The sequence below is a fragment of the Telmatospirillum sp. J64-1 genome, from assembly GCF_006980715.1.
Lineage (GTDB): Bacteria > Pseudomonadota > Alphaproteobacteria > Rhodospirillales > Magnetospirillaceae > Oleiliquidispirillum > Oleiliquidispirillum nitrogeniifigens.
In genome coordinates, this window is the sequence record NZ_SBHN01000024.1 from 73,191 (window position 1) to 97,881 (window position 24,691).

At 64.6% G+C, this 24,691-nt stretch carries 24 protein-coding genes; 18 read left to right on the forward strand and 6 right to left on the reverse strand.

What is annotated here, in order from left to right:
- Position 1 precedes the first annotated feature (1 nt).
- The 4 genes from EPD66_RS19785 to EPD66_RS19800 are packed head-to-tail and all read left to right on the forward strand — an operon-like array spanning position 2 to position 2,977.
- Positions 2-946, forward strand: coding sequence for an acetaldehyde dehydrogenase (acetylating) (locus EPD66_RS19785; protein WP_142850249.1), 945 nt, complete (start codon positions 2-4; stop codon positions 944-946).
- Between the two features lies 1 nt (position 947).
- Positions 948-1,988: a 4-hydroxy-2-oxovalerate aldolase gene (gene dmpG, locus EPD66_RS19790; protein ID WP_142850250.1), complete on the forward strand. Its 1,041-nt coding sequence runs from the start codon at positions 948-950 to the stop codon at positions 1,986-1,988.
- Positions 1,985-2,773: a 2-keto-4-pentenoate hydratase gene (locus tag EPD66_RS19795; RefSeq protein WP_255448594.1), complete on the forward strand. Its 789-nt coding sequence runs from the start codon at positions 1,985-1,987 to the stop codon at positions 2,771-2,773. Before dmpG ends, EPD66_RS19795 begins: the two co-directional genes overlap by 4 nt.
- A 6-nt stretch (positions 2,774-2,779) precedes the next feature.
- Positions 2,780-2,977 (forward strand): 2-hydroxymuconate tautomerase, encoded by a 198-nt coding sequence (locus EPD66_RS19800; protein WP_142846222.1) that lies wholly within the window; start codon positions 2,780-2,782, stop codon positions 2,975-2,977.
- 76 nt (positions 2,978-3,053) lie between these two features.
- On the opposite strand, the gene EPD66_RS19805 is transcribed toward EPD66_RS19800, so the two are convergent.
- Positions 3,054-3,827 carry an FCD domain-containing protein gene (locus tag EPD66_RS19805; protein ID WP_142850251.1) on the reverse strand — a complete coding sequence of 258 codons (774 nt, stop codon included), beginning with the start codon at positions 3,825-3,827 and terminating at the stop codon, positions 3,054-3,056.
- Positions 3,828-4,056: 229 nt separating this feature from the next.
- Here EPD66_RS19805 and EPD66_RS19810 point away from each other — a divergent pair, with 229 nt between their 5' ends.
- From EPD66_RS19810 to EPD66_RS19850, 9 genes are all read left to right on the forward strand, one after another.
- The gene (locus tag EPD66_RS19810) at positions 4,057-5,082 is read left to right on the forward strand and encodes a TAXI family TRAP transporter solute-binding subunit (protein WP_142850252.1); all 1,026 of its coding nucleotides are present in this window, start codon (positions 4,057-4,059) and stop codon (positions 5,080-5,082) included.
- 75 nt (positions 5,083-5,157) lie between these two features.
- Complete coding sequence (locus EPD66_RS19815; protein WP_142850253.1) at positions 5,158-7,167, forward strand: TRAP transporter fused permease subunit; 2,010 nt, start codon at positions 5,158-5,160, stop codon at positions 7,165-7,167.
- Between the two features lie 6 nt (positions 7,168-7,173).
- Positions 7,174-8,535 (forward strand): Rieske 2Fe-2S domain-containing protein, encoded by a 1,362-nt coding sequence (locus EPD66_RS19820; protein WP_142850254.1) that lies wholly within the window; start codon positions 7,174-7,176, stop codon positions 8,533-8,535.
- Between the two features lie 3 nt (positions 8,536-8,538).
- On the forward strand, positions 8,539-9,054 hold the full coding sequence (locus tag EPD66_RS19825) for an aromatic-ring-hydroxylating dioxygenase subunit beta (RefSeq protein WP_142850255.1): 516 nt from the start codon (positions 8,539-8,541) through the stop codon (positions 9,052-9,054).
- 14 nt (positions 9,055-9,068) lie between these two features.
- Entirely contained in the window at positions 9,069-10,115 is a 1,047-nt protein-coding gene (locus EPD66_RS19830) for an alcohol dehydrogenase catalytic domain-containing protein (RefSeq protein WP_221931042.1), read from the forward strand.
- A 12-nt stretch (positions 10,116-10,127) separates the two neighbouring features.
- Positions 10,128-11,156 (forward strand): 2Fe-2S iron-sulfur cluster binding domain-containing protein, encoded by a 1,029-nt coding sequence (locus tag EPD66_RS19835; protein ID WP_142850256.1) that lies wholly within the window; start codon positions 10,128-10,130, stop codon positions 11,154-11,156.
- A gap of 118 nt (positions 11,157-11,274) precedes the next feature.
- Positions 11,275-12,054: a hydroxypyruvate isomerase family protein gene (locus EPD66_RS19840; RefSeq protein WP_142850257.1), complete on the forward strand. Its 780-nt coding sequence runs from the start codon at positions 11,275-11,277 to the stop codon at positions 12,052-12,054.
- Positions 12,055-12,219: 165 nt separating this feature from the next.
- On the forward strand, positions 12,220-13,272 hold the full coding sequence (locus tag EPD66_RS19845) for a glycosyltransferase family 4 protein (protein WP_142850258.1): 1,053 nt from the start codon (positions 12,220-12,222) through the stop codon (positions 13,270-13,272).
- 21 nt (positions 13,273-13,293) lie between these two features.
- Positions 13,294-15,489 (forward strand): amylo-alpha-1,6-glucosidase, encoded by a 2,196-nt coding sequence (locus EPD66_RS19850; RefSeq protein WP_142850259.1) that lies wholly within the window; start codon positions 13,294-13,296, stop codon positions 15,487-15,489.
- Positions 15,490-15,520: 31 nt separating this feature from the next.
- Here the strand turns inward: EPD66_RS19850 and EPD66_RS19855 are convergent, their stop codons facing one another.
- On the reverse strand, positions 15,521-16,246 hold the full coding sequence (locus EPD66_RS19855) for an SDR family oxidoreductase (RefSeq protein ID WP_142850260.1): 726 nt from the start codon (positions 16,244-16,246) through the stop codon (positions 15,521-15,523).
- 121 nt (positions 16,247-16,367) lie between these two features.
- Between EPD66_RS19855 and EPD66_RS19860 the strand changes: the two genes are divergently transcribed.
- Positions 16,368-17,333, forward strand: coding sequence for a LysR family transcriptional regulator (locus EPD66_RS19860; protein WP_142850261.1), 966 nt, complete (start codon positions 16,368-16,370; stop codon positions 17,331-17,333).
- 39 nt (positions 17,334-17,372) lie between these two features.
- Here the strand turns inward: EPD66_RS19860 and EPD66_RS19865 are convergent, their stop codons facing one another.
- Positions 17,373-18,284 (reverse strand): LysR family transcriptional regulator, encoded by a 912-nt coding sequence (locus tag EPD66_RS19865; protein ID WP_142850262.1) that lies wholly within the window; start codon positions 18,282-18,284, stop codon positions 17,373-17,375.
- A gap of 95 nt (positions 18,285-18,379) precedes the next feature.
- Between EPD66_RS19865 and EPD66_RS19870 the strand changes: the two genes are divergently transcribed.
- Positions 18,380-19,261 (forward strand): alpha/beta fold hydrolase, encoded by an 882-nt coding sequence (locus EPD66_RS19870; protein ID WP_221931043.1) that lies wholly within the window; start codon positions 18,380-18,382, stop codon positions 19,259-19,261.
- A gap of 267 nt (positions 19,262-19,528) precedes the next feature.
- Here EPD66_RS19870 and EPD66_RS19880 read toward each other — a convergent pair whose 3' ends face one another.
- Positions 19,529-20,161, reverse strand: a complete 633-nt coding sequence (locus EPD66_RS19880; RefSeq protein WP_185961527.1) for a TetR/AcrR family transcriptional regulator C-terminal domain-containing protein — start codon at positions 20,159-20,161, stop codon at positions 19,529-19,531.
- A gap of 141 nt (positions 20,162-20,302) precedes the next feature.
- Here EPD66_RS19880 and EPD66_RS19885 point away from each other — a divergent pair, with 141 nt between their 5' ends.
- Together EPD66_RS19885 and EPD66_RS19890 are read left to right on the forward strand one after the other, a co-directional pair.
- The gene (locus tag EPD66_RS19885; protein ID WP_142850264.1) at positions 20,303-20,932 is read left to right on the forward strand and encodes an MSMEG_1061 family FMN-dependent PPOX-type flavoprotein; all 630 of its coding nucleotides are present in this window, start codon (positions 20,303-20,305) and stop codon (positions 20,930-20,932) included.
- A 184-nt stretch (positions 20,933-21,116) separates the two neighbouring features.
- Positions 21,117-22,097 (forward strand): MBL fold metallo-hydrolase, encoded by a 981-nt coding sequence (locus EPD66_RS19890; RefSeq protein ID WP_142850265.1) that lies wholly within the window; start codon positions 21,117-21,119, stop codon positions 22,095-22,097.
- A gap of 174 nt (positions 22,098-22,271) precedes the next feature.
- Here EPD66_RS19890 and EPD66_RS19895 read toward each other — a convergent pair whose 3' ends face one another.
- Complete coding sequence (locus tag EPD66_RS19895; RefSeq protein WP_142850266.1) at positions 22,272-23,195, reverse strand: LysR family transcriptional regulator; 924 nt, start codon at positions 23,193-23,195, stop codon at positions 22,272-22,274.
- 540 nt (positions 23,196-23,735) lie between these two features.
- On the opposite strand from EPD66_RS19895, the gene EPD66_RS19900 reads away from it, so the two are divergent.
- On the forward strand, positions 23,736-23,966 hold the full coding sequence (locus EPD66_RS19900) for a DUF6429 family protein (RefSeq protein ID WP_142850267.1): 231 nt from the start codon (positions 23,736-23,738) through the stop codon (positions 23,964-23,966).
- Between the two features lie 15 nt (positions 23,967-23,981).
- Here the strand turns inward: EPD66_RS19900 and EPD66_RS19905 are convergent, their stop codons facing one another.
- Positions 23,982-24,410 (reverse strand): Mor transcription activator family protein, encoded by a 429-nt coding sequence (locus EPD66_RS19905; protein WP_142850268.1) that lies wholly within the window; start codon positions 24,408-24,410, stop codon positions 23,982-23,984.
- Positions 24,411-24,691: the final 281 nt, after the last annotated feature.

Here is a 24,691-nt window from a genome sequence, read left to right on the forward strand (position 1 = left end):
CATGAGCGGCAAGATCAAATGCGCGATCATCGGTTCGGGCAATATCGGCACCGATCTGATGATCAAGATCATGCGCACCTCCAAGAACCTGGAGATGGGCGCGATGGTCGGCATCGACCCCGCCTCCGACGGCCTGGCGCGGGCCGCCCGCATGGGCGTGGCGACCACCCATGACGGCATCGAGGGCCTGACCCGCCTGCCCGAATACAAGGACATCCAGGTCGTCTTCGACGCCACCTCGGCCAAGGCCCACCTGACCAACGACGCCATCCTGCGCCGCGACGGCAAGAAGGTGATCGACCTGACGCCGGCGGCCGTCGGACCCTTCATCATCCCGGTGGTGAACCTCAAGGACAATCTGGACCAGCCCAACGTCAACATGGTCACTTGCGGCGGCCAGGCGACGATCCCCATCGTCCATGCCGTCCGGCGCGTCGCCAAAAGGCTGGTCTATGGCGAGATCGTCGCTTCGATCAGCTCGAAATCGGCCGGTCCCGGCACGCGCGCCAATATCGACGAATTCACCGAGACCACGTCCAAGGCCATCGAGACTGTCGGCGGGGCGGAAAAGGGCAAGGCGATCATCATCCTCAACCCCGCCGAGCCGCCGCTGATCATGCGCGACACCGTCTTCACCCTCTCGCAAGGCGCAAGCCCCGAAGAGATCGAGGCCTCGATCAACGAGATGGTCGCCGAGGTGCAGAAATACGTGCCCGGCTACCGCCTCAAGCAGAAGGTGCAGTTCGAGCATATCGGCGACAATGCCCCGGTCAACATCCCCGGCATCGGCGAGGTCTCGGGCTTAAAGACCTCGGTCTTCCTCGAGGTCGAGGGCGCGGCCCATTACCTGCCGGCCTATGCCGGCAATCTCGACATCATGACCTCGGCCGCGCTGGTCACCGCCGACCGCTGGGCCGAAAGCAAGCTCAAGATGGAGGCCGCATAACATGGCCCGCAAGACCAAGGACAAGCTCTACATCCAGGACGTCACGCTGCGTGACGGCATGCATGCCATCCGTCATCAATACACCATCCCCCAGGTGCGCGCGATCGCCCGCGCCCTGCAAAAGGCCCGCGTGGATTCCATCGAGGTCGCCCATGGCGACGGGCTGCAGGGCTCGTCCTTCAATTACGGCTTCGGCAAGACCACCGATCTCGACTGGATCGAGGCCGTGGCCGGCGAGCTGACCGAGGCGGAAGTGGCGGTGCTGCTGCTGCCGGGCATCGGCACCGTCCATGATCTCAAGGAAGCCTATTCCGCCGGGGCACGTTCCGTGCGCGTGGCCACCCATTGCACCGAGGCCGATGTCTCGCGCCAGCATATCGAGGCGGCGCGCGAGATGGGCATGGACACCATCGGCTTCCTGATGATGAGCCACATGATCCCGGCCCAGGAGCTGGTCGCCCAGGCCAAGCTGATGGAAAGCTATGGCGCCGAATGCGTCTATGTCGTCGATTCCGCCGGCGCCCTGCTGCCCGACCAGGTGGCCGAGCGGGTGCGGGCCTTCCGCCAGGAGCTGAAGCCCGAGACCGAGATCGGCATCCATGCCCATCACAACCTCTCCATGGGGGTCGCCAATTCGGTGGCCGCCGTCCAGGAAGGGGCGGTGCGGGTCGATGCCTCGCTGGCCGGCATGGGGGCGGGCGCGGGCAATGCGCCGCTGGAAGTCTGCATCGCCGTCTTCGAACGCATGGGGATCGAGACCGGCTGTGACCTGCACACGCTGATGGATGCCGCCGACGATTTGGTGCGCCCGCTCCAGGACCGCCCGGTGCGCGTCGACCGCGAAAGCCTGTCGCTGGGCTTTGCCGGGGTCTATTCGAGCTTCCTGCGCCATGCCGAGAATGCGTCCAAGACCTACGGCATCGATACCCGCCAGATCCTGGTGGAACTGGGCCGGCGCCGCATGGTCGGCGGCCAGGAGGACATGATCGTCGACGTGGCCCTGGATCTGGTGGCCCGGCAAAAGGAAGGAGCGGCACAATGAGCACGATGGAGATCAAGCGCGACATGGCCAGCCTGGCCGCCGTGGTCGACGAGGCGGCGCGCACCGCCACCGCCATTCCGCAATTGACCGAGCGGGTGCCGGACCTCACCGTCGAGGACGGCTATGCCATCCAGGCGCTGTCCCTGGCCCGGCGCCTGGGCCGGGGCGAGCGGCGGATCGGCGTCAAGATGGGCCTGACCAGCCGCGCCAAGATGGCCCAGGTGGGTGTGGACGAGGTGATCTGGGGCCGCCTGACCGATGCCATGCGCCTGGAAGAGGGCGGGGCGATGAGCCGGGCCAATTACGTTCATCCGCGCATCGAGCCCGAGATCGTCTTCCTGATGAAGAAGCCTCTCTCGGGCGAGGTCAGCCCGCTGGAGGCGCTGGCCGCCGTCGAGGCGATCGCGCCGGCGATGGAGGTGATCGACTCGCGCTACCAGAACTTCAAGTTCGCGCTGCCCGACGTGGTCGCCGACAATTCCTCCTCCTCGGGCTTCGTGCTGGGCAATTGGCACAAGCCTGAGACCGCCATCGACAATCTCGGCATCATCCTCGAAGCCGACGGGCGGGCGGTGCAGGTGGGATCGACGGCGGCCATCCTCGGCCATCCCCTGCGCTCGCTGGTCGCCGCCGCGCGCTTGGTCTCGCGCTGGGGCGAGCGGCTCAATCCCGGCGACATCGTGCTGGCCGGCGGGGCGACGGCCGCCCATGCCCTGGCGCCGGGCATGCATGTCCGGGCTGTCTACCAGAATCTGGGCGCGGTGTCGCTCACCGTCACGGAGTAGCCGATCATGCCTGTCGTCGACATCACCCTGATCGAGGGGCGGACGCCCGAGAAGAAGCTGGCCCTGATCCGCAAGGTCACCGAGGCCGTGGTCGAAGCCATCGACGCGCCGCGCGACTCGGTCCGCGTCATCCTGCGCGAGGTGCCCGGCGAACACTTCGCCGCAGGCGGAAACCCAAAGAAAATGCCTCCCGGCCTGGAATAGTCACGGACCAGCCGGGGACTTGGGTGGTGCGTCCTTCTCTTGTCCCAGGACGCACCGCCCCTTTTCCCGTTTCCGCCTATTCGGCGGCCTTGGTGGTGGAAAGGGAAATGGCCGATTTGGCGCGGGCCAGTTCCTGTTCGAGGAAATGCCTGTCTTCAGGCGACAGGGGCTCGGTATTGCCGCCCAGGGCGCCGTCCTGAAGGTTCTTCTCCAGCAGCAGGAAGGAGGTCTTCGACATATGGGCAGAGATCAGGGCGCAGGCGGTATCGGCATCGCGGGCCAGCGCCGCTTCCATCATCTTCCTGTGTTCGTCGAGATGGTCGCGGTGGGGCAGCTGGAGCTTCGCCATGGTCAGGCGGCGATAGCGGGTGTTCAGGTCGAAGAAATGGCCGCTGAGATGCAGCAGCCACGAGGATTTGCAGCCGGCGATCAGCGCCCGGTGAAAGGCACCGTGCCGTTCCTCCCAGGCATCGTCATAGCCGCCTTCGGGACAGTCGCGATGATATTTGGCAAGATGATGGAAGGCGCCGACCAGATCGGCTTCCCAACGGTCGTCGCCGCGTTCGATGGCCTGCCGCAGGGCGGCGGCCTCGATCATCTGGCGCATCCGCATCACGTCGGCAAGATCGGTCAGGGAAATGGGCGAAACCCAGAAGCCGCGCTGTCCTTCGGTGTAGACCAGGCGCTCGGCGACCAGACGCGACAGCGCTTCCCGCAAGGGCGTCACCCCGACCTGGTAGCGCTCTTGCAGGTCATCGAGCCGCAGTTTCATGTTCGGCTCCAGCGCACCCGTGATGATGTCGCGTTTCATCCGGTTGAACGCTTCGGAGGCTATCGTTTTGTCAGCCATGAGACCTCACACTTCGGTATATCGGCGCGTCGCCTCGCTGCCGCAATGGGCTTACATATTTCAGCATAATTTGTGAGAAAAGAAAAAAATATATTTTTTCTTGCAATCTTCTCCCACTCCCGTACTCTGTTATCAGACCTCGAATACGAGGCAAGTACCGCCGGTCAACACGGCGGAGGAGGCTTTGAAGGAGCGTGACTCCTGATCGCTCCGCAATGGGAGAAACGTCATGAAAAAAGCGCTGCTAGCGGCTGCCGCCGCCGGTATGGTGTCGTGGACTCTTTCCGGTGCCGCGATGGCGGCAGAGCGTGCCCAGATCATTACCGCGCCAGTGGGCTCTATTGTCCATACTGTGGGGTCGGCTATTGCCAGCGTGGTTTCCCAAAATACCGATCTCGATCTGCTGGCCGTCCCGATGTCGGGACCGCAGGTGCTGGTGCCGCAGCTCAATTCCGGGCGAGGCGAGTTCACGCTGATCAACGCCGCCGACGCCTACGAGGCCCTGCGCGGCGAGCCGCCCGCCTATCGTGCCCCCAATGCCAACCTGCGCCTGGTCGCCGTCGGTTTCACCAATGAACTGGGGCTGATCACGCCGCGCAATTCCCCCATCCGCACCGCCGAGGACATTCGCGGCAAGAGGGTGACGGGGGTATTCTCCGCCCATCAGACCTGCCAGAAACTGGCGACCGCCCAATTGGCCAATCTGGGCCTGACCTGGGATGACGTCCGGGTCGTTCCCGTCACCCATTCCCGCCAGGCCGTGCAGGCGATCGGCGAGGGCCGGGCCGATGTGGCGATGTGCGTTCCCCTGGGCCAGGCGATCGTGCGCGAGGTCAATGCGCAGACGCCCATCCGCTTCATCAGCATGAATGATGCCGAGGATGCGGTGCAGAAGGTCCGCCAGCACTTCCCGACCGGCAGGCTGGTGAGCTATCCGGCGGGTAGCGCGGACGGCGTTCTCGAGGACGTGAATATCTGGAGCTATCCCTTCTATCTCGTCGCCCACAAGGACGTGTCGCCGGATGCCGTCCATACCGTCCTGACCACGTTGGCGGAAAACATGGACGACCTGCGCGCCGTCAGCGGAGTCTTCAACCGCTGGGACCCGCAGGCCATGGCCGATCCCGACATGACCATCCCGGTCCATGAAGGCGCCGTCCGCTTCTTCACCGAGCGGGGCCAGTGGGATGACGCCCTGCAATCGGCCCAGGAAAAGCTGCTCGACGAGACGCAGACGGTCGCAGGCAAAGGCTGACCGCCGGAAGGCGGCCCCTGGGAAAGCGGCTGCCTTCTTCCCGTCCTGACCACCGATGCTGTCTGGGAGTCCCCCATGTCCGATCGTAATGCGAGTCCGGAAACGGAGAGCCATGTCCGCGTCCTGCCCGGACCCTGGCCTGTCGTGGCCCGTATCCTTCTTGCCGCGATTCCCCTTTTCGGGATCGTCTATGCCTTCAAGCTGCCCTCCTATGTCGGTTATTCCATGTGGAGCGAGCAGGCGGCCCTGCTGGTCCTGGGAATGGGGCTGGCGGCGTCCTTCCTGCTGGTCCCGGCCAGGAAGACGGAGACCCCGCAGGGGCCTTCGGCGCTGGATGTCGGCTTTGCCGCGCTCAGCCTGATCGTCACGCTGCGCACGACCTTTCAGTACGAGGAACTCGTTGCCTCGGGCTTCCTCGGTACCGGTGCCGCCTATTACGTCACCATCCTGTCCGCTGCCGCCACGATCCTGCTGATCCTCGAGGCGCTGCGGCGTCTGACGGGATGGATCATGGTGGTGCTCGTCGCGGTCTTCCTGGCCTATGCCTATGGCGCCAATGTGATGCCCGGCCCCTTCCGGGGAAATGCGCCCGAAACCGATTTCCTGCTGGCCTATCTGCATCTGGATTCTGCGGGCGTCCTGGGCACCGCGCTGTCGGTCGTCGTTACCACGGTGATTGCCTATGTCCTGCTGGGGGTCGCGCTGTTCCGCCTGGGCGGCGGCGAGATGTTCCTCAATCTCGCCTTGGCGGTGATGGGGCGCTTCAGCGGCGGTTCGGCGAAATCGGCGGTCATGGCGTCTTCGATGTTCGGGGCGATCTCGGGCAGCGCCGTCGCCAATGTGGCGACCACCGGCATCGTCACCATTCCCCTGATGAAGAAGGGCGGCTATCGCCCCGCCCAGGCCGGTGCGGTTGAGGCCGTGGCCTCGACGGGCGGGCAGCTTCTGCCGCCGATCATGGGGGCGGCCGCCTTCATCATGTCCGACTTCCTGCAGGTGCCCTATACCCAGGTGGCGCTGGCCGCGCTGCTGCCGGCCCTGATCTTCTATTTCGCGCTGTTCATGCAGATCCATCTCTATGCCGCCCGGCACGGCATCCGACCGCTGGAGCCGCAGGAACGCCCGCGCGTCAAGGACAGCCTGAAGCGCCACTGGCCCTTCCTGGTGCCGCTCGTCCTGCTGGTCTATCTGCTGTTCTTCCGGGGCTGGCAGCCCGAACAGGCGGCGCTGGCGAGCCTGGTCCTGGTCGTCGCCGCCGCGCTGGTGGTGCGCGAGGTGCCGGTCACGCTGAAATCCCTGTTCGCGGTGCTGGAGAGGGCGGGGCGCAGCCTGCTCGAGATCATCGTCATCACGGCGGCGGCGGGGTTGATCATCGGCGTCCTGTCGATCACCGGGCTCAGCTTCTCGCTCGGCGTCTCCATCGCCGAGGCCAGCGGTTCTAACATCCTGCTTCTGCTGCTAGTCACGGCGCTGACCGCCATCGTCTTCGGCATGGGGATGCCGACCACCGCCGTCTACGTGCTGATGGCGACGCTGCTGGCGCCCGCCCTGGTGGCGGCCGGGGTCAATGCCATGGCGGCCCATCTGTTCGTCCTTTATTTCGGCGTGCTGTCGATGATCACGCCGCCGGTCTGCCTGGCCTCCTTCACGGCGGCGTCGCTGGCCCGCGCGCCCTTCATGCGCACCGGCTGCGAATCCCTGCGCTTCGGCGCCGTCGCCTTCATCGTGCCCTTCCTGTTCGCCAGCGAGCCCGCCTTGCTGCTTCAGGATGCTTCCTGGACCCAGGTGGGCCAGGCGCTGGTGACGGCGATCATCGGCTGCCTTCTCTTCGCCGCGGCGATCGAAGGCTATCTCTTCGACCTTCTGACCCTTCCCTTGCGCCTTCTGGCCGGTCTCGGCGGGCTGCTGCTGCTGATCCCGGCCTCGGCGGAGTACCTGCCCATGGCTGCGGGAAGCGACCAGGTCGGCTTCGTCATTGGCGCCGTGGTCCTGGTCGTGAACTGGTGGCGGGGGCGTGCCATGCGGGGCGAGAGACGCAGCGTCTCGGCCCTTTCCCCCATCGGCAAAGAAAATCCTACGGAGTAAACAGCCATGAACAACATCACCCTCAAGTCGCACCCGGACTCGGCGCGCACGGCTGGCCGCAATGCCGGGGACATGGTGGATGACCGCATCGAGGACGGTGTCTTCCGTGTCGATCGCAGCGTCTATACGGATCGCGACATCTTCGCGCAGGAACTTGCGCGCATCTTCACCCGGACCTGGGTCTTCCTCTGCCATGAAAGCCAGGTGCCCGAGCCGGGGGATTATTTCTCGACCTATATCGGCGAGCAGCCCGTCTTCGTCATTCGCGGCAAGGATGGCGAGGTCCGCTCCTTCCTCAATGCCTGCGCCCATCGCGGCGCCGTGCTGACGCCCCGCCGCCAGGGCCGGGCGCTGACCCTGACCTGCCGCTTCCATGGCTGGTGCTTCAATGCCGAAGGGCGCTGCACCAAGATCAAGAACGAGAAGGAAGGCTGGCCCGAAGCCTCCATCCGCAGCGAGATGTCGCTCAAGCCGGTGGCGCGGGTCGCCAGCTACAGGGGCTTCGTCTTCGGCTGCCTCGATCCGGATGTCGCCGATCTCGAAACCTCGCTGGCCGGGGCCAAGGAATTCATCGACCTGCTGGCCGACCAGTCGCCCGAGGGTCTGGAAGTGGTCAGCGGCAGTTCCGACTACATCATCCGCGGCAATTGGAAGATGCAGGCCGAGAACGGCGTCGACGGCTATCATGTCGGCACCGTCCACCGCGTCTTCGCCTCGGCGATGGCCAATCGCGAGCAGCGCGACGGCGTGGAAGGCGTGCGCAAGACCGAGGCGGGCCGCATCGCCGGCGGCGTTCCCACCGGCTGCTACGACCTGGGCCAGGGCCATATGATGATCTGGGCCGGCCGCTCGACGCCCGAGGCCGCGCCGCTATGGGAAGCCCGCGACCGCCTGCTCGCCACCTATCCGGAGGGCAAGGTGCGCTGGATGATCGAGCGCGGGCGCAATCTCTGCCTCTTCCCCAATGTGCTGCTGATGGACCAGCCCTCGACCCAGATCCGGGTGTTCCGTCCGCTCGATGTCGACCGCACCCTGGTCAGCGTCTATTGCATCGCCCCCAAGGGCGAAAGCCCCGAAGCCCGCGCCGCCCGCCTGCGCAAGTTCGAGGACTTCTACATGGTGACCGGCATGGCCACGCCCGACGATCTGGCGGCGCTGGAGGATTGCGAAAGCGGCGCCAAGGCGACGGGGGCGCGCTGGAACGACATGACGCGCGGCCTCGCCACCATGACCGAAGGCCCCGACGAGGTGGCGGCGGAACTGGGGGCGAAACCGGTGACCAGCAATTCCTGCTGGGATTTTGAAACGCTCTATCACGGCTTCTATCGCCGCTGGAGCGAATTGATGACCGAGACGCAGGAGGGCTGAGGGATGACGATGGTTGAAACGAAGGCGGCGCCGGTCACGCGCGATGCCGTGGAAGAGCTGCTGTTCCTCGAGGCCGATCTGCTCGACCGGCGCCAATGGGACGAATGGCTCTCGCTCTACACCCCCGACGCGGTGTTCTGGGTGCCGTCCTGGCGCAACGAGGACCAGACGGTCGAAAATCCGGAACTGGAGCTGAACCTCATCTACATCAATGGCCGTGGCGGGCTGGAAGACCGCGTCTTCCGCTTCGATTCCGGCGATTCCTATGCCTCGCTGCCCCTGCCGGCGACCAGTCATGTCGTCGGCTCGGTGCGCCTGCTCCGCCAGACGGACGAGCAGGTGGAGGCCGGCGCGAAATGGATCGTCGCCACCATGAGCCATCGGCGCGGCACGCAGATCCGTTCCGGCTGGTACGACTATGTCCTGCGCCGCACCGAGCATGGCCTGCGCATCGCCCGCAAGAAGGTGACCCTTCTCGAGACGGCCATCGACGGCACCATCGACGTCTACAATCTCTAGGAAAGGCGGTCATCATGGAAATGCTCGCCTTGTGCAAGACGGAATCCGGTCCGGCCGGCGTGGGGCTGCGCCGGGTCCGGATTCCCGAGCCGGGGCCGGGGGAGATCCTGGTCAAGGTCCGCTTCGGCGGGCTCTGCGGCACCGATATGCAGATCTACCACTGGGCGCCGCGCATGGCCCGCCGCATGACCGCGCTGCCGCGCGTCCTGGGCCATGAAATCAGCGGCACCGTCGCGGCGGTCGGGGAAGGCGTCTTCTCCGTCGCCCGGGGCGACCATGTCAGCCTGGAAAGCCATCTGTCCTGCGGTAAATGCCGTCAGTGCCTGATGGACCAGGCTCATCTCTGCCCCCATACGCAATATCCCGGCATCGATTTCGATGGCGGATTCGCGGAATGGGTGGTGGTTCCGGCCCGCATCGCCTGGGTCCATCCCCCCGGCGTGTCCGATGAGGTGGCGACGCTGATGGAGCCCTTCGGCATCGCCGTCCATGCCTGCCTGGAAGGCACCGGCGTGGCCGGGCAGGCGGTGCTGGTCAGCGGCTGCGGCCCCATCGGCCTGATGGCGGTGGGCGCGGCACGGGCCCTGGGGGCGAGCATGATCATCGCCAGCGATCCCAATCCCTTGCGGCGGCACAAGGCGCAGGAGATGGGGGCCGACCGGCTGGTCGATCCGGGCGAGGAAGACCTGCTGGCGGTCGCGAAGGACATGACCGGCGGCTATGGCGTCGATGTGGCGCTGGAATTTTCCGGGGCGGAGGCCGGGTTCCGTGCCTCCATCGCCTCGGTGCGCAAGGGCGGCGACTTCCGCCTCGTCGGCGCGCCCTCCCATCCGATCAGCCTCGACCTGACGCAGTGGCTGCTGCAATGCCCGACCATCCACAACATCCATGGCCGCCGGATCTGGCGGACATGGCAGCAGGCGGTGGACCTGCTGACGCGCAAGCGGATCGATCTCGGCCCCCTGGTGTCGCATGTCCTGCCGCTGCGCGACGGCGTGCGGGCCTTCGACCTCGTGCTCCAGGGGCAGGCGGTCAAACCCCTCCTTGAAATGACAGACTGAAGCGGGGCGAGCATGCATCAGACGAAGACGGGCCATACCGTCACCTGCATCTTCGAGAACGGCCATGCGGCGCAACTGTCCATCCGTCCCAGCGAGACCGTCTATCAGGCGGCGCTGCGCGCGGGCCTGTCGCTGGAAACCGATTGCCGCGAAGGCGGCTGTGGCGTGTGCAAGGCGACCTTGTGCAGCGGGCAGGGCGACCTGGGCGATTTCAGCGACGAAGCCCTGTCGGACCAGGAGGTCGAGGAAGGCTTCATCCTGACCTGCCAGTTCCGCCCCGCCTCGGATGTGGTGATCCAGTTCCCCTACGACGCCGAACAACGGGAAAAGGCCGCCGTTACCGGCAGGCTGCAGACGGTGGAACGCGCCGCCGAGGACGTGATGCGGCTGGTCATCCGCCCCGAGGAGGGCTTCCCGCCTTTCCTGCCCGGGCAATATGCCAATATCGCCGGGCCGGGGATGGCGGGAACTCGCAGCTATTCCTTCGCCAATGCACCGGGACAGGCCGAGGAACTGGAATTTTTCGTCCGGCTGCTGCCCCGGGGCGAGATGAGCGATTATCTGCGCGAGCGGGCCAGGCCGGGCGATGCGATCCAGCTTTTCGGCCCGCTGGGCCAGTTCTTCCTGCGCCCCCCGGTCCGGCCGGTCCTGATGGTGGCCGGGGGAACCGGCCTCGCGCCCATGCTCAGCATGGTGCGGCAGATCGCCCAGAGCATCGATGCGCCGCCGCCGGGGACGCTGCTTTACGGCGCCAACCGCCCGGAAGAGCTGTTCGCGGAAGAGGAACTGGCCGCTTTCGGCGACTGGCTGACGGTTCACCGGATCGTGAAGGAGGCGCCGGCAGGCGATTGGACGGGCCCTTGCGGCTTCGTCACCGATTTCCTCGAGGCGGAAATTCTGTCCGTCGCGCGGGAAAGCGACGCCTATCTCTGCGGCCCACCCGCGATGATCGACGAGGCCCGGCGGCGGCTGACGGCGGCAGGCGTACCGGCCAAGCGCATCCATGCCGAAAAATTCGTCGCGGCGGTTTCGAAACCGTGAGGGAATACCAAGCCTCTTGTCCTTGGCCGTGAATCCGGCGACCCTGCCATGGGGCAGGCCGTGCGACCATTGAGCGGAACGCCATCGGCCGTCCTTCTGGTCATGCGGAGGGGGACAGATGGTGGCGCTTTCGGCGAATTTGGGCTTTCTCTTTACCGACCGGCCGCTGCCCGAGGCCATTCTCGCGGCCAAGGCGGCCGGTTTTTCCGCCGTGGAATGCCATTGGCCTTATGATTTCGATCCGGCGGAGATCAAGGCGGCGCTCGATGCCACCGGCCTGCCGATGGTCGGCATCAATACCTTGCGGGGCGATCTGGCGCGCGGCGAGAACGGGCTTGCGGCCTTGTCCGGCCGCGAAGAGGAGGCCCGCGCCGTCATCCGCCAGGCCGTGGAGTACGCGGCGGCGATCGGCGCGGCCAATGTCCATGTCATGGCGGGCAGGAAGGGGCATGGGGCCGAAACGGCGACCTTCGTCGCCAATCTGCGTTTCGCCGCCGAACTGGCGGGCGCACATGGCATCGGTATCCTGATCGAGCCGCTGAACCCTCATGACGCCCCGGACTATTTCCTGAATTCCATCCAGACGGCCCGCGCCGTCATTGAAACGGTCGGGGCGCCCAATCTGAAGATCATGTTCGATTGCTACCACCAGCAGCGTCTGGGCGGCGAGTTGATCGGCACCTTCCTGCGCCACAAGGACCTGATCGGACATGTCCAGTTCGCTTCGGCGCCCGATCGTGCCGAGCCCGACCACGGCGAGGTCGATTACGCTTGGCTCCTGCCAGCACTCCGGCGGCTCGGCTATGCGGGCCGGTTCGGCGCGGAATACAGGCCCGTGAGCGGCAGCATGGACTGGATGAGGATGTTCCATGCCGAAGATGGAGCCCCGGCCGGATAGCTTTTCCTCGCTATTCCCCCGGTCCTGCAGGGCATCCATCCAGGATGGCTAGGCTTGCGGAGGCGGCGGATCCCCTTAGATATTTGCCGCCGTGCTCGCCGCTGCTCGACCGAGGGCGGTGACCGGTCTTCACGTTGATGCTTGCTTGAAAGAGGAGTATTGCCGATGAAGATCGCGCAGATTGCCCCGCTGGCCGAGGCCGTCCCTCCCAAGCTGTATGGCGGGACCGAGCGGATCGTCTCCTATCTCACCGAGGAACTCGTCCGCCAGGGACATGACGTCACCTTGTTCGCCAGCGGCGATTCCGAGACCGCTGCGACGCTGGTGCCGTGCTCTCCGAAGGCGCTTCGCCTCGACCCGGATGTCCGCGACCCGGTTCCCCATATCCTGACCATGATCGAGGAGGTCCGCCGCCGGGCAGGCGACTTCGATATTCTGCACTTCCACATTGACTTGATGCATTTTCCGACCTTCCGGGAGATCGCGCAGCGGACCGTGACGACGCTGCACGGGCGGCTGGACCTGCCCGACCTGCAGCCCTTCTATCGCAGCTTCCCGGACTTCCCGCTGGTATCGATTTCCGACGACCAGCGCCGCCCGATGCCCCCCGGCAATTGGGTGGGCACCGTCCATCACGGCCTGCCGCGCGATCTTCTGACCTTCACGCCCTTCCCGCGCGAGGGTTATCTCGCCTTCCTCGGCCGGATCTCGCCGGAGAAGCGTCCCGATCTGGCGATTGAGATCGCGCGGCGGAGCGGGCTGCCCCTCAAGATGGCGGCGAAGGTGGACGAGGCCGACCGCGACTATTTCGAAAGCCGCATCCGGCCCCTGCTGGACGACCCGCTGGTCGAATTCATCGGCGAGATCGGCGAGTCCGAGAAGAGCGCTTTCCTGGGCAATGCCCGGGCGCTGCTGTTCCCCATCGATTGGCCCGAACCCTTCGGCCTGGTCATGATCGAGGCGATGGCCTGCGGTACCCCCGTGATCGCCTTCCGCCGCGGCTCCGTCCCCGAGGTGATCGAGCACGGGCTGACCGGCTTCATCGTGGAAACGGTCGAGGAAGCCGTCCAGGCGCTGGACCGCCTGGACGAGTTGAGCCGGCTGGAAGTGCGCCGTCGCTTCGAGAAGCGATTCTCCGCCGAGAGGATGGCGCGGGATTACCTGGCGATCTATCGCTCGCTGACGGAGCCTTCCCGGCAGCCGCTTCAGGTCGCGTGACGGAACGGCGGAGGAGGTTCCATGACCCAGACCCTGCCCCAGGGCGAACTCGGTACGATGCCGGGGGGCACGCCCGTCTTCTACATCCCGGCCACCGCCTCCCTGCAGGAGCGGCGGCCGCGCACCTTGAAGCATGGCGATACCTTTGCGGTCTTCGACCATAACGGCGACATCGTTTCCGGGCCGGGCAGTCCGGAGGGGCTGTTTCATTCCGATACCCGGCATCTCTCGCATATGGACCTGACATTGCACGGGGCCCGGCCTCTGATGCTGAGCTCGACGCTGCGGGCCGACAACGCCACGCTCACCTGCGACCTGACCAACCCGGACATCTACCGGGATGGTGAACTGGTCCTGGAGCACGACCTGGTGCATGTCAGGCGGACGAAGTTCCTCTGGCGCGGGGCCTGTTTCGAGCGGCTGGGCATCCGCAATTTCTCGGGCGCGAAGCAGCAACTGCGGCTCGATCTGCATTTCGCCGCCGATTTCGCCGACCTCTTCGAGGTGCGCGGCAATGTCCGCAAGAAGCGGGGGACGATGGCTTCCCCCAGTGTCGACGAGGATGCCGTCGTCCTCCGCTATACCGGGCTGGACGGGAGACAGCGCCTGACCTGCCTGCGCTTCGAGCCGGTCCCCGACCGGCTGAGCGCGGAGAATGCCTCCTTCGACATCACGCTGCCGCCGCATGGCAATTGCACGATCTTCATCGAGATCACCTTCGCCGAGCCGGACCGCAGCGCCTCGCCCGCCCGGCTGTTTCGCTCCGGCCTGCGCGAGGCCCGCCACGCCTTGCGCGATTCCTCGTCCCGCATGACCGCCGTGGCGACCTCGAACGAGATCTTCAACGAGGTGGCGCGGCGTGCCGTGGCCGATCTGCGCATGCTGGTCACGGACACGCCGGAAGGGCCTTTCCCCTATGCCGGGATACCCTGGTTCAGCACCGCCTTCGGGCGGGATGCGATCATCACGGCGCTGGAATGCCTGTGGATGGACCCCGATCTCAGCCGTGGCGTCCTGCGCTTCCTGGCGGCGCGCCAGGCGGCGACGGAGGACCCGGAGGCGGATGCCGAACCCGGGAAGATCCTTCACGAGACGCGCCAGGGCGAGATGGCGGCCCTGGGCGAGGTCCCCTTCCGCCGCTATTACGGCAGTGTCGATTCGACGCCGCTCTTCATCGTTCTCGCCGGGGCCTATTACCAGCGCACAGGCGATCTGGAGACCATCCGGACCATCTGGCCCAATATCCAGGCGGCGCTGTCCTGGATCGACCGATATGGTGACCGGGACGGCGACGGCTTCGTCGAATACGGCCGCCGCACGGAGCAGGGCTTGGCCAATCAGGGCTGGAAGGACAGCCATGATTCCATCTTCCACGCGGACGGCCAATTGGCGCGGGGGCCGATCGCCCTGGTCGAGGTGCAGGGCTATGTCTATGCCGCGAAGCAAGCCGCCGCCGCGCTCGCCCGCGCCTTGGGCGAGGTCGGGCAGGGCACGCAGCTGGAATTGCAGGCCGAGGCCCTGCGGGAGCGTTTCGAGGCCAGCTTCTGGGACGAGGAGCTGGGGACTTATGTCCTGGCGCTGGACGGCGACAAGCGGCCTTGCCGCGTCGTCTCCTCCAATGCCGGCCATGCGCTGTTCACCGGCATCGCCGCCCCGGAACGGGCGAGGCGCGTCGCCTCCACCCTGATGGACAGCCGTTCCTTCTGCGGCTGGGGCATCCGCACGATCGCTGCCGGCCAGTCCCGCTACAATCCCATGAGCTATCACAACGGCTCCGTCTGGCCGCATGACAACGCCCTGATCGCGCTGGGCTTCGCGCGCTACGGCCTGATGAACGACGCCGCCCGCCTACTCGACGGCCTCTTCGAAGCGGCGAGCCATATGGATCTGCGGCGCCTGCCCGAATTGTTCTGCGGCTTCGCCCGGCGGCCGGGACGAGGGCCGACCCTCTATCCCGTGGCCTGCATCCCCCAGGCCTGGGCGGCGGTGGCGCCGTTGGCGCTGCTCCAGGCCTGCCTGGGGTTGCGAATCAAGCCGGAGAGCGGCGTGGTCTGCTTCGAACGCCCCGTGCTGCCGCGCTGTCTCGACGAGGTGACGATCCGGGGCCTGCGCCTGAACGCGGGTAGCATCGACATCCAGTTGAAGCGCCATATCAACGACGTGGCGGTGACCGTCCTGGACCGTAGCGCGGAGATCGAGGTGGTCAGTATCCGCTAGAGCGCCGATACGGAAATCATATCTTCGCCTCCTATTTGCTGGCCGTCGGGCGGACGACGATTTCGCTGACATCGACATCGGCGGGCTGCTCGATGGCGAAGCGCACGGCGCGGGCGATGGCATCCGGCTGCAAGGCGATGGCGCGAAAGGTCTTCATCGCCTCGGCCGCCACCGGATCGGTGATCGTGTCGGCCAGTTCGCTCTCGACGACTCCGGGATGGATACAGGTGACTCGGATATTGTCGTGCTCCTGCCGCAAGCCGTCGGAGATCGCCCGCACGGCGAATTTTGTGGCGCAATAGACTGAGGCGGTGGGCGAGACCACCAATGCGCCGATCGAGGCGATGTTGACGACATGGCCCGAGCCTCTGGCGGTCATCTCGGGCAGCACCGCCGCGATGCCGTAGAGCACGCCCTTGATGTTGACGTCGACCATGCGGTCCCATTCCTCGACCTTCAGAGAGGCCAGGGGCGAGAGCGGCATGATGCCGGCATTGTTGACGATCACGTCGACGCGGCCGAAGGCCTGGCGCGCCGCCTCGGCGAAGGCGGCGACATCCTCGCGGCTGGTGACGTCCAGGCGGTGGGTCAGGGCCGTGCCGCCTTTTCCGTTGATCTCTTTGGCTAAGCTTTCGAGCCGATCGGTGCGGCGCGCGCCGAGCATAAGTTTCGCGCCGGCAGCGCCAAGTTCGCGGGCAATGGCGGCGCCGATGCCGCTCGATGCGCCGGTAATGAGGATGACCTTGTCGAGGGACATGACATTCTTCCTTCGCGGTTGAGAAGAGGGCCGCCATGCAGCGGTTGCCACGAAGATAGTTCTGCCCCATTGTCGCGATAAGACGACAATATACGACCACGCTGGGAAGAGATTCTAACCAATGCAGCCGGACTTCAACGCCTTCGCGGTCTTCGCCCTGGTGGCGGAGGAAAAGAGCTTCCGTGCCGCTGCCGGCCGCATGGGCGTCACCCGCTCGGCGGTCAGCCAGACCATCCGGCGGCTGGAGGAGAGCCTGGGGATCGCGCTCGTCCGGCGCACGACGCGCAGCGTCAGCCTGACCGAGGAGGGCGAGCGTCTCTATTCGGATCTGACGCCCGCTTTGGCGGAGATGCGGACGGCGATCGAGGCCGTTGGCAATCTGCGTGGACGTCCGCGCGGGCAATTGCGCCTGGCGGTCTCCTCGATTGCCGAACGCTTCCTGTCGGGCCCCTTCCTCGCGCGCTTCGCCGAGGCCCATCCCGAGATCCAGCTCGACATCACCGTCACGGACGAGGAATTCGACATCGTCGCGGCGGGATATGATGCCGGCGTCAGACTCGGCGAGGTGATCGAGCAGGACATGATCGCCGTTCCGGTCGGCGGCGAGGTACGGCAGATCGCTGTCTGCGCGCCCGCCTACCGCATGCGTTTCGGGACGCCGTCACATCCCCGCGAACTGGCCGCCCATCGCTGCATCGGCTGGCGCCCCGCGCCCAAGGCCGCCCCTTATCGGTGGGAATTCACCGAGAACGGCAAGGAATTCAGCGTCTCCGTGGCGCCCGAGATCACGACCAACGACATGGCGCTGATGATCAAGCTGGCCCTTGCCGGTGCCGGCATCACCGGCGGCATCGAGGACAGCTTCCGCCCCTGGCTCGACCGCGGCGAACTCGAACGGGTACTCGAGGAATACTGCCCCCCTTTCCCCGGCTTCTACCTCTACTATCCAAGCCGCCGCAACCTGGCACCCAAGCTCAGGGCCCTGGTCGAGCATCTGCGAAGGGACAGGGAAGGTTTGGTGGAGGAGGGAGGAGAGAGGGGAGGCGCCTTTGTGGCGCCACCGGGAGGCTTCGGTCGTTCAGAATAAAAGGCAAGGCGTCCGTTGAGAAATCCTTCAGGGCCAGGATTACAGGCGCAGAGATCCGCCGAATGCCCGTCGCAGTCGTGGCACGGCATGGTCGATGAAAGCGCGTACGGCGCCACCACTGCCCCGACGCGGCTGGAAGACCAGATGCACCGGAATCGGCTCGGGTTCGTAATCTTGAAGAAGGGGAACCAGAGACCCGTCCGCGATCTGCCGTTCAACCTGATAGGATAAGGGGCGCACGATCCCCATTCCCCGCTCGGCGGCCTCGATCGCCGCAGCTGCGCTGTTCAGCGCGAGGCGGCATGTCACCCGGACCGAGCGAACGCGGCGTGCAGAGGCGCCCTCGCGATAACGCCAAAGCTCCTGGGCTCCGGCTTCGTTCAATCCGATGCACCAATGCTCCAGCAAGTCCGAGGGATGTTCCGGCGGCGGGTGTTGGGCGAGATAGGCTGGAGCGGCGCAAGTCAGTCTGCGCACCTCGCCGATCCTGACCGCCGTCATGGACGAGTCCGGCAGATCCGCAAGGCGAACGGCGACGTCCACGCCCTCTCCGGTAAGGTCGACCATGCGGTTCAGGAGGAGCACGCGAACCTGCACATGGGGATGCGCGGCCAAAAAGCTCTCGACGACAGGCATCACATTCAGGCGCCCGAACAATTCCGGTGTCGTGACGACCACGCTGCCGCTGATAGCGATGTCTCGCGATCGCGTTTCCAGATGGGCGAGTTCTTCGAGAATGAGCCTGTATGTCGCGGCATGGCGGGCACCGGCCTCGGTGACAGAAAAGCGCCGCGTCGTACGCACAAGAAGCCGTTCACCAGCGCTCGCCTCGAGACGTGCGACGGCCCGTGTCACCGACGCCGGAGAATAGCCGAGCTTGCGGGCGGCGGCTGCGAGTGAGCCGGTGTCAACGATCGCGACAAATATCGACATCGCTTCGAGACGGTCCATCAGTATTTCCAATTCTGAAACTAAGCCTTACAAGATTCCCTAATTATACCGGATACAGAAATACACTAGCTTTCATCGAAAGATGAAAGGATTGTATGATGACAACACGCTATGGGGTCCAACATGTCGGCGACGTCGACGTTTTCTACCGCGAGGCGGGGTCAAGGGACGCGCCGGTGATCCTGCTGCTGCACGGCTTTCCGACCGCGAGCCACATGTTTCGAGACCTGATCCCTCTTCTTGCGGATCGTTTTCGGCTCATCGCGCCGGACCTGCCCGGTTTCGGACAGACCAAGGCTCCGCCGCGCGGGACGTTCGACTACACTTTCGACCGCCTTGCCGATGTGATCGAGGGCTTCACGGAGGCCATGTCGCTCGATCGCTACGCGCTCTATATCTTCGACTACGGAGCGCCGGTGGGCCTGCGTCTGGCGATGCGCCATCCTGAACGGGTATCCGCGATCATCTCGCAGAACGGCAACGCCTATGTCGAGGGGTTCAGCGATGAATGGGGGCCGTGGGAGGCCTATTGGCGCGAGCCGAACGCCGTGAACCGAGAAGCATGCCGCCCCTCGCTCGCGCCGGACACGATCCGGAACTGGCAGTATGGCACCGGAGCCAATCCGGACCTTTTGTCGCCCGACGGCTACGAACTCGACATCGCCTACATGGCGCGGCCGGGTGCGGAGGAGATCCAGCTCGATCTGATCCTCAACTATCACAGCAACGTCGCGCTCTATCCGGCCTTCCAATCCTATTTTCGCGAGCACCGTCCGCCGCTTCTCGCTGTCTGGGGACGTCATGATCCGGCGTTTCTGCCCGCCGGCGCCGTCGCTTATCAGCGAGACCTTCCGGATGCGAGGGTTCATCTGCTCGACGCCGGGCATTTCGCGCTGGAAACGCATGCGGAGGAGGTGGCGACATTGATGCGCGCGTTCCTCGACAGCGCGATCGATCCCGCCACCGTGAAAACATAGCGCCGTTCCAGGAGTGAAGCCGGCTTCATGGCATGAACTGCTCATTGTTTGAGATGAGCTTTCATGCCCGATGAGGCCCTTGTTCCGAGAGGCGGATCCCGAAGCGCTGGCGAAAGAGATTCGGCGGCAGGCCGGTCAGCTTCTGGAAGACCTTGCGGAAGGCTGCGGGATCGCCATAGCCCACCGACCATGCGATGCCCCACCTTGGATCCCCGTTTTCGCGGGGATGACGGGAAATTGGAGCTATGGGCGTTTTTCCGCAGCCTGCTAAGCCGCGCCGGGCTGTCCGATGGCCTGGCTATACATCTGGAGGGCGACCTCGAAACGCTCATCGAAGCTGCCGCTCAAGAGGGAAGCGGCATACGCGGCCAGGAGCGGAAATTTCTCGAAGCGGGAGGATCTGAAGAGCGCAAGCGTCTCCTGGTCCGGTTTGCCTTCGGGCCATTTTTCGTGGAAACGTTGCTCTTCGATGCAGAATCCGATGATGAAGGCCGAGAGGTTGAAGAGCTGGTGGACCGCCTTGTCCGGCTCCAGGCCCGCCCGCACGAGGCGATCCAGCCACCATTCCCCAAGCACGAGCACGTTTTCGCTGGCTTCGTAGCGCCCGGCAAAGACCTGCGCCCCGTCGCGATATGTCAGCAGGGCTGCGCGGAAGGCCCGCGCCACGGTGAAGATGTCCGCCCCCTCCTGGAGGCGGGCGTCGAGCGCCGGGGCGATGATGGCGTCCGCCATCGCGTCGAGCAGCGCATCCTTCGAGGCGAAATGCCAATAGAGAGTGGGGGCCTGGACCTTCAGCCTTTCGGCGAGCATGCGCATGCTCAACCCCTCGATCCCGACTTCGTCGAGTGCGGCGAGCGCGGCCATCACAATGCTGTTCCGATCGATTTTTCTCTGGCTCATGGCATCTCCCTCTTGAAACTCTAACACCGTTAGATTTACCCTAACAAGGTTAGAGTGGTGGGACTCATGTGAATGCGGCCGTGCTGATCCGGCCCGAGGACTGCCCTGCCGGCTCGCGATCAGTGGAAAGAGGTGGACCTCATGAATGCTTCCGACCCTAACGTCGTCAGCACTGTCGAACAGCTGCGCGAACTCTATGACATGCCTGCGGACATGATCCTGAAGGTCAAGCAGCCCTATCTGCACGAACATGCTATTCACTACATCGCGCTGGCTCCCTTCATCTGTTTCGCATCGGGAACGGATGAGGGCTTCGATGCGTCGCCCCGTGGCGGGACACCGGGCTTTGTCCGCGTCCTTGATCAGAAGACGATCGCCCTTCCCGATTGGCCCGGGAACAACAAGCTCGAAACGATGACAAACCTGCTGCGCAATCCGCGTTGCGGCGTGTTGTTCATGGTGCCGAAGCTGGATTCGTTCCTGCGCATCAACGGGGTCGCGGAACTTTCCCGGGCCCCCCAATTGCTGTCGTTGTTTTCCGAGAACGGCAAGACACCCAAGCTCGTGATCCGCATCAGCGTCGCGGAAGTCTATTTCCATTGCGGCAAGGCTTTTCGCCGATCCGGGATCTGGATGCCGGAAAGCTGGCCCGATGTAAGCGGTTTTCCGAAAACCGGCAAGATCATCCAGGACATCGTCAAATTGCCGGAGGAAACGGCGGCGGTCATCGAAGACACCTACCAGCACGGCCTCAAGACGGAATTGTATTGAGCTTTCTTACAGGAGGCCTATCCGCCTGATACGCCATGGAAAATGCGACATGCGCGCGAAGGGGGCGCATGTCGCGGGACGTATAAATTTTCCGGATAGGTCTCATCGGGCGAAGCGATTTCCATCGGCTTTCCGCAGCCTTTAAGTCAGGCCCATCGCGTTCAGCAGTCGAAAGAGGGTTCTGATGAAACTCCGCTCATTTCTTGCAAGCACTGCGGTGGTTCTGGCGCTTGTTGGTACTGCCCCCGCCTTTGCGGAAACCGTATCTTCCGCAGCAATTGCCGGCTACGTCCAGGTCGCCGACCACTACACCTTCCCGCTCGGGGATATGAAGATCGTCGCCCTTTCTGATGGGACTGTCCCGCAAGACCTGCACCAATTGCTGACAGGAGCGTCGCCCGAGGAAGTGGACGGATTGCTTGCGCGCTCCTTCCAGTCCAATCCCGTCGAGGCTTCCATCAATGCCTATCTCATCGAGGAGGGCGACCGGCGCATTCTTGTCGATGTGGGCTCGGGCCAACTGTTCGGCCCCGGTAATGGCGGCAAGCTCTTCGACAGTCTCGCCGCCATCGGCGTGTCTCCGGGCGACATCACGGATATCCTGCTCACCCATATCCATACCGACCATACCGGAGGGCTCGTGCTGGATGGCAAGGCGGCATTCCCCAATGCGATCGTCCATGTCAGCGCTCCCGAACTGTCCTTCTTTCTGGATGCCTCGAATTCCGAGAAGACGGGATACGCCCGGCAGTATTTTGACGAAGCGGAGCAGACGGTCGGGGTCTATGAGAGGGCCGGCAAGGTCAAGACCTTCCAGGACAACGAGACGATTCTGCCCGGAATCCTGGCCACGATCCATCCCGGCCATACGCCGGGAAGCGCGTTCTTCACGGTGACGAGCAAGGGGGAAACGATCGTTTTCGTCGGCGATATCCTCCATGTCGCCTCCGTCCAGCTTCCCCAGCCCTCCGTCACGATCCTCTACGACGTCGACCCTGACGCGGCGGAAGCGACACGCAAGGCGGCCCTCGCCGACCTTGCCAGGACGCGTCAACTGATCGCCGCGCCGCATCTTCCCTTTCCGGGCGTGGGATATGTCCGCTCCGAAGGGGGCGAGTCCTATTCCTGGCATCCGGTCGAGTACCGGAACCGCGCAGGCCGGTAGGGATTTCCTCCGGCAGCACCCGCCGCCGGAATCACGGAGGAGAGCGGGTTAGAGCCGGTTCCGTTCGAACGGAACCGGCTCTAACCTCTGCGTGACGCGCCCCTCACGGGGCCGCTCAAACGCCGCGTGGGCTCATCGCGCTTTTCGTCTGATTTCATCAGAACGAAAAGCGCTCTAGGAACGCCCCTGGATTCTCGCGGCGGCGAATATCTGTTCCCGCAGCCACGTATGAGCAGCATCGCTGCTCATACGCTGATGCCAGAACGCACTCATCTGGAAGCGGGGCAGTTCCAAGGGGGGATCGAGCAGGTCGAGCGTGGTGTTGAAGCGCTGCAGGAAACGGCGTGGCAAGGTGCAGATGCAGTCGCTGTTCATCAGCACCAAGGGGGCCAGCGCATAATTCTGGACCGACACGGAGACGCGGCGCTCCCGCCCAAGAGCGGCCAGGGCCTGATCGATCATGCCCGTGAAGCTGCCGCCGCTGGTCGAGATCAGGAGATGATCCAGGGCGCAGAATTCGTCGAGCGTGAAGGGTCTGTTTCCTCGCGGGTGCTGCCGCCTCTGGGCCGTGACGAATTCCTCGTCGAACAGCGTCCTGCTGATCAGGCCGTCCGGGACATCGCCCGCCGCGCCGATGAAGATATCCACATTCCCCTCTGCGAGGTCGGCGGCGACTTGCCCCTTGTTCGGAACAACGAAGGCCAGCCGAAGATGAGGCGCCTTGGCCTTGAGCAGAGGGACAAGGTCCGGGGCAAGGAGCGCAGCGGGATTGTCCGTGGCGGCGATCCGGAACACCCTGGTGCTTGTGGCCGGGGCGAAAACCTGCGCGAGATTGGCGAAGTCCCGCAGCTGTTCGATGATCCTGGCCAGCTCAGGCTGAATGGCCGTCGCGTGGGGTGTCGGAACCATCCCCCGTCCAGAGGCCGCCGGAATGAGGAGAGGATCATCGAACAGCTGCCTCAGGCGCGTGAGACGCGCCGACAAGGCCGGCTGCGAGATGCCGAGCCGGGCCGCAGCATGTGTAACATTCTGCTCTTTCAACAGAGCATCGAGGGCAAGCAGCAAGCCGCCATCGATGTCGTGCACGCGGTCACGCAATTGGAATCAGCCCTCATCCAGCAGGAAAAGCACATGGGCGCTGCTATAGGATACGCAGCTATGCTGCTATAAGGATATACGTGCTCCCGGCCCATTCCCGCCAGCCTCAACATGGGAGGCGAGACGCAGGTGCTGACCTATCGTCGTCAACCGGGCCCCCATGCTTGGGGCGCAGGCGATCAACAGAGGCCCTTCCTCGCCTTAGCTTCGGCGCACCGACCGGACCGGCCATAACGGTTTCATGCCCCCGGACAGAAGGTGCGCGGTTGCCGGTCTAGGGATGAATTGTCGGCAGGGCATCGGGCTCTGGCGTGGAAACGACGGTTCGCCGCACCGTCTGGTGGAGTGCGGTAATGGGCGGCGCTGTCATGCCATTCAAAGGCTTACAGGAATGATGGCGGGCCGTGCGGGATAGCGATGAGAACTATGTCTACTCCATCGCCCTCCATGACCCTACTAAATAGACGATTGACGGCGGTTACGCTGCCAATGATCTTTTGTGCGTGGCGCACATCATGAAACGACGCGAGGTATTGGCGGATGGAAATCGACAAGGAAAAGGTTGACGATGCAATCTTGGCCCTGCTGTTCCTGTCGCTCGACCGCGACGGGCGCTCGTGGAAGAGCTTCGATTGGGACGCCATGAACCGGCTGCACGAAAAGGGTTACATCGGTAATCCTGTCAGCAAGATGAAATCCGTCATCTTGACCGATGAAGGTGCGGAGCGGTCGGAGCAACTGTTTCGGGCGCTGTTCTGCAAGCCTGAATAGGCGAACTGCATCCGTTTACGAGCGCCTACGCACACGACCAAAATCGTGCTGCTGCCATTCCTCAATCGTCCACATGCCCGGCGGCTTAGTGGGTTCCTTGCCGGCGAGTGCCATCCATTTCACGATTGCGCGCCACGCCCTGTCATCGCAACGGAAATTGCCTCGCCAGAAACCGCGCTCCTGGACATCATCCGGCGTGAAGTCCGCCTTGCCGCAAAACTCGGCAAGGATTCTTCGCTCATGCGGTTCCAGATGCAGGGGGTTCGGTTGATCCGGGCGGCTGTCAGCCTCGGCCAATTCCGTCTGGCGCTGTTCTCTCCTGTCCTCCCGCTCGACTATCTGGCGCACACGTTCACGCGAGATCCGGTAATCCCGTGCTAGGGCCGGAAAGGTCTCGCCAGCTCGCCGGCGTCTTAGAATCTCCCGATTGCGTTCTTCGGTCATGGCGAAGCCGCCTCGCCAACTACTCTGACAGTATCGGCATACTACACTCTTTGCTCACCAGATGAAGATGCGATCAGGATGGCAGGGTTTCAGGCCAGCCCCTTCCCATATCCTGATCCTGTCCATTCGCCCGGCCTCCGCTTTGCTCTGGCCGGGCCGGTCGCTTGGGGGCGCTGCCCCCTGGCGCGGCACAAGGGCGGCCGGGCGGTATCCCCAGCCTTCCGCGCGGATGCCAGCTTTCGCACCTTCGTTATGACTTCGATCCGCTTGTGCAGGCCGGG

What these genes read in the sequence shown, in the direction of transcription:
- EPD66_RS19900 (WP_142850267.1), top strand. Translation starts at nt 23,736, where the DNA reads ATGGAAATCGACAAGGAAAAGGTTGACGATGCAATCTTGGCCCTGCTG.
- EPD66_RS19785 (WP_142850249.1), top strand. Translation starts at nt 2, where the DNA reads ATGAGCGGCAAGATCAAATGCGCGATCATCGGTTCGGGCAATATCGGC.
- EPD66_RS19880 (WP_185961527.1), bottom strand. Translation starts at nt 20,161, where the DNA reads ATGAGCCAGAGAAAAATCGATCGGAACAGCATTGTGATGGCCGCGCTC.
- EPD66_RS19825 (WP_142850255.1), top strand. Translation starts at nt 8,539, where the DNA reads ATGACGATGGTTGAAACGAAGGCGGCGCCGGTCACGCGCGATGCCGTG.
- EPD66_RS19795 (WP_255448594.1), top strand. Translation starts at nt 1,985, where the DNA reads ATGAGCACGATGGAGATCAAGCGCGACATGGCCAGCCTGGCCGCCGTG.
- EPD66_RS19835 (WP_142850256.1), top strand. Translation starts at nt 10,128, where the DNA reads ATGCATCAGACGAAGACGGGCCATACCGTCACCTGCATCTTCGAGAAC.
- EPD66_RS19805 (WP_142850251.1), bottom strand. Translation starts at nt 3,827, where the DNA reads ATGGCTGACAAAACGATAGCCTCCGAAGCGTTCAACCGGATGAAACGC.
- EPD66_RS19840 (WP_142850257.1), top strand. Translation starts at nt 11,275, where the DNA reads ATGGTGGCGCTTTCGGCGAATTTGGGCTTTCTCTTTACCGACCGGCCG.
- EPD66_RS19850 (WP_142850259.1), top strand. Translation starts at nt 13,294, where the DNA reads ATGACCCAGACCCTGCCCCAGGGCGAACTCGGTACGATGCCGGGGGGC.
- EPD66_RS19845 (WP_142850258.1), top strand. Translation starts at nt 12,220, where the DNA reads ATGAAGATCGCGCAGATTGCCCCGCTGGCCGAGGCCGTCCCTCCCAAG.
- EPD66_RS19855 (WP_142850260.1), bottom strand. Translation starts at nt 16,246, where the DNA reads ATGTCCCTCGACAAGGTCATCCTCATTACCGGCGCATCGAGCGGCATC.
- EPD66_RS19885 (WP_142850264.1), top strand. Translation starts at nt 20,303, where the DNA reads ATGAATGCTTCCGACCCTAACGTCGTCAGCACTGTCGAACAGCTGCGC.
- EPD66_RS19810 (WP_142850252.1), top strand. Translation starts at nt 4,057, where the DNA reads ATGAAAAAAGCGCTGCTAGCGGCTGCCGCCGCCGGTATGGTGTCGTGG.
- EPD66_RS19905 (WP_142850268.1), bottom strand. Translation starts at nt 24,410, where the DNA reads ATGACCGAAGAACGCAATCGGGAGATTCTAAGACGCCGGCGAGCTGGC.
- EPD66_RS19820 (WP_142850254.1), top strand. Translation starts at nt 7,174, where the DNA reads ATGAACAACATCACCCTCAAGTCGCACCCGGACTCGGCGCGCACGGCT.
- dmpG (WP_142850250.1), top strand. Translation starts at nt 948, where the DNA reads ATGGCCCGCAAGACCAAGGACAAGCTCTACATCCAGGACGTCACGCTG.
- EPD66_RS19890 (WP_142850265.1), top strand. Translation starts at nt 21,117, where the DNA reads ATGAAACTCCGCTCATTTCTTGCAAGCACTGCGGTGGTTCTGGCGCTT.
- EPD66_RS19830 (WP_221931042.1), top strand. Translation starts at nt 9,069, where the DNA reads ATGGAAATGCTCGCCTTGTGCAAGACGGAATCCGGTCCGGCCGGCGTG.
- EPD66_RS19800 (WP_142846222.1), top strand. Translation starts at nt 2,780, where the DNA reads ATGCCTGTCGTCGACATCACCCTGATCGAGGGGCGGACGCCCGAGAAG.
- EPD66_RS19865 (WP_142850262.1), bottom strand. Translation starts at nt 18,284, where the DNA reads ATGGACCGTCTCGAAGCGATGTCGATATTTGTCGCGATCGTTGACACC.
- EPD66_RS19870 (WP_221931043.1), top strand. Translation starts at nt 18,380, where the DNA reads ATGATGACAACACGCTATGGGGTCCAACATGTCGGCGACGTCGACGTT.
- EPD66_RS19860 (WP_142850261.1), top strand. Translation starts at nt 16,368, where the DNA reads ATGCAGCCGGACTTCAACGCCTTCGCGGTCTTCGCCCTGGTGGCGGAG.
- EPD66_RS19815 (WP_142850253.1), top strand. Translation starts at nt 5,158, where the DNA reads ATGTCCGATCGTAATGCGAGTCCGGAAACGGAGAGCCATGTCCGCGTC.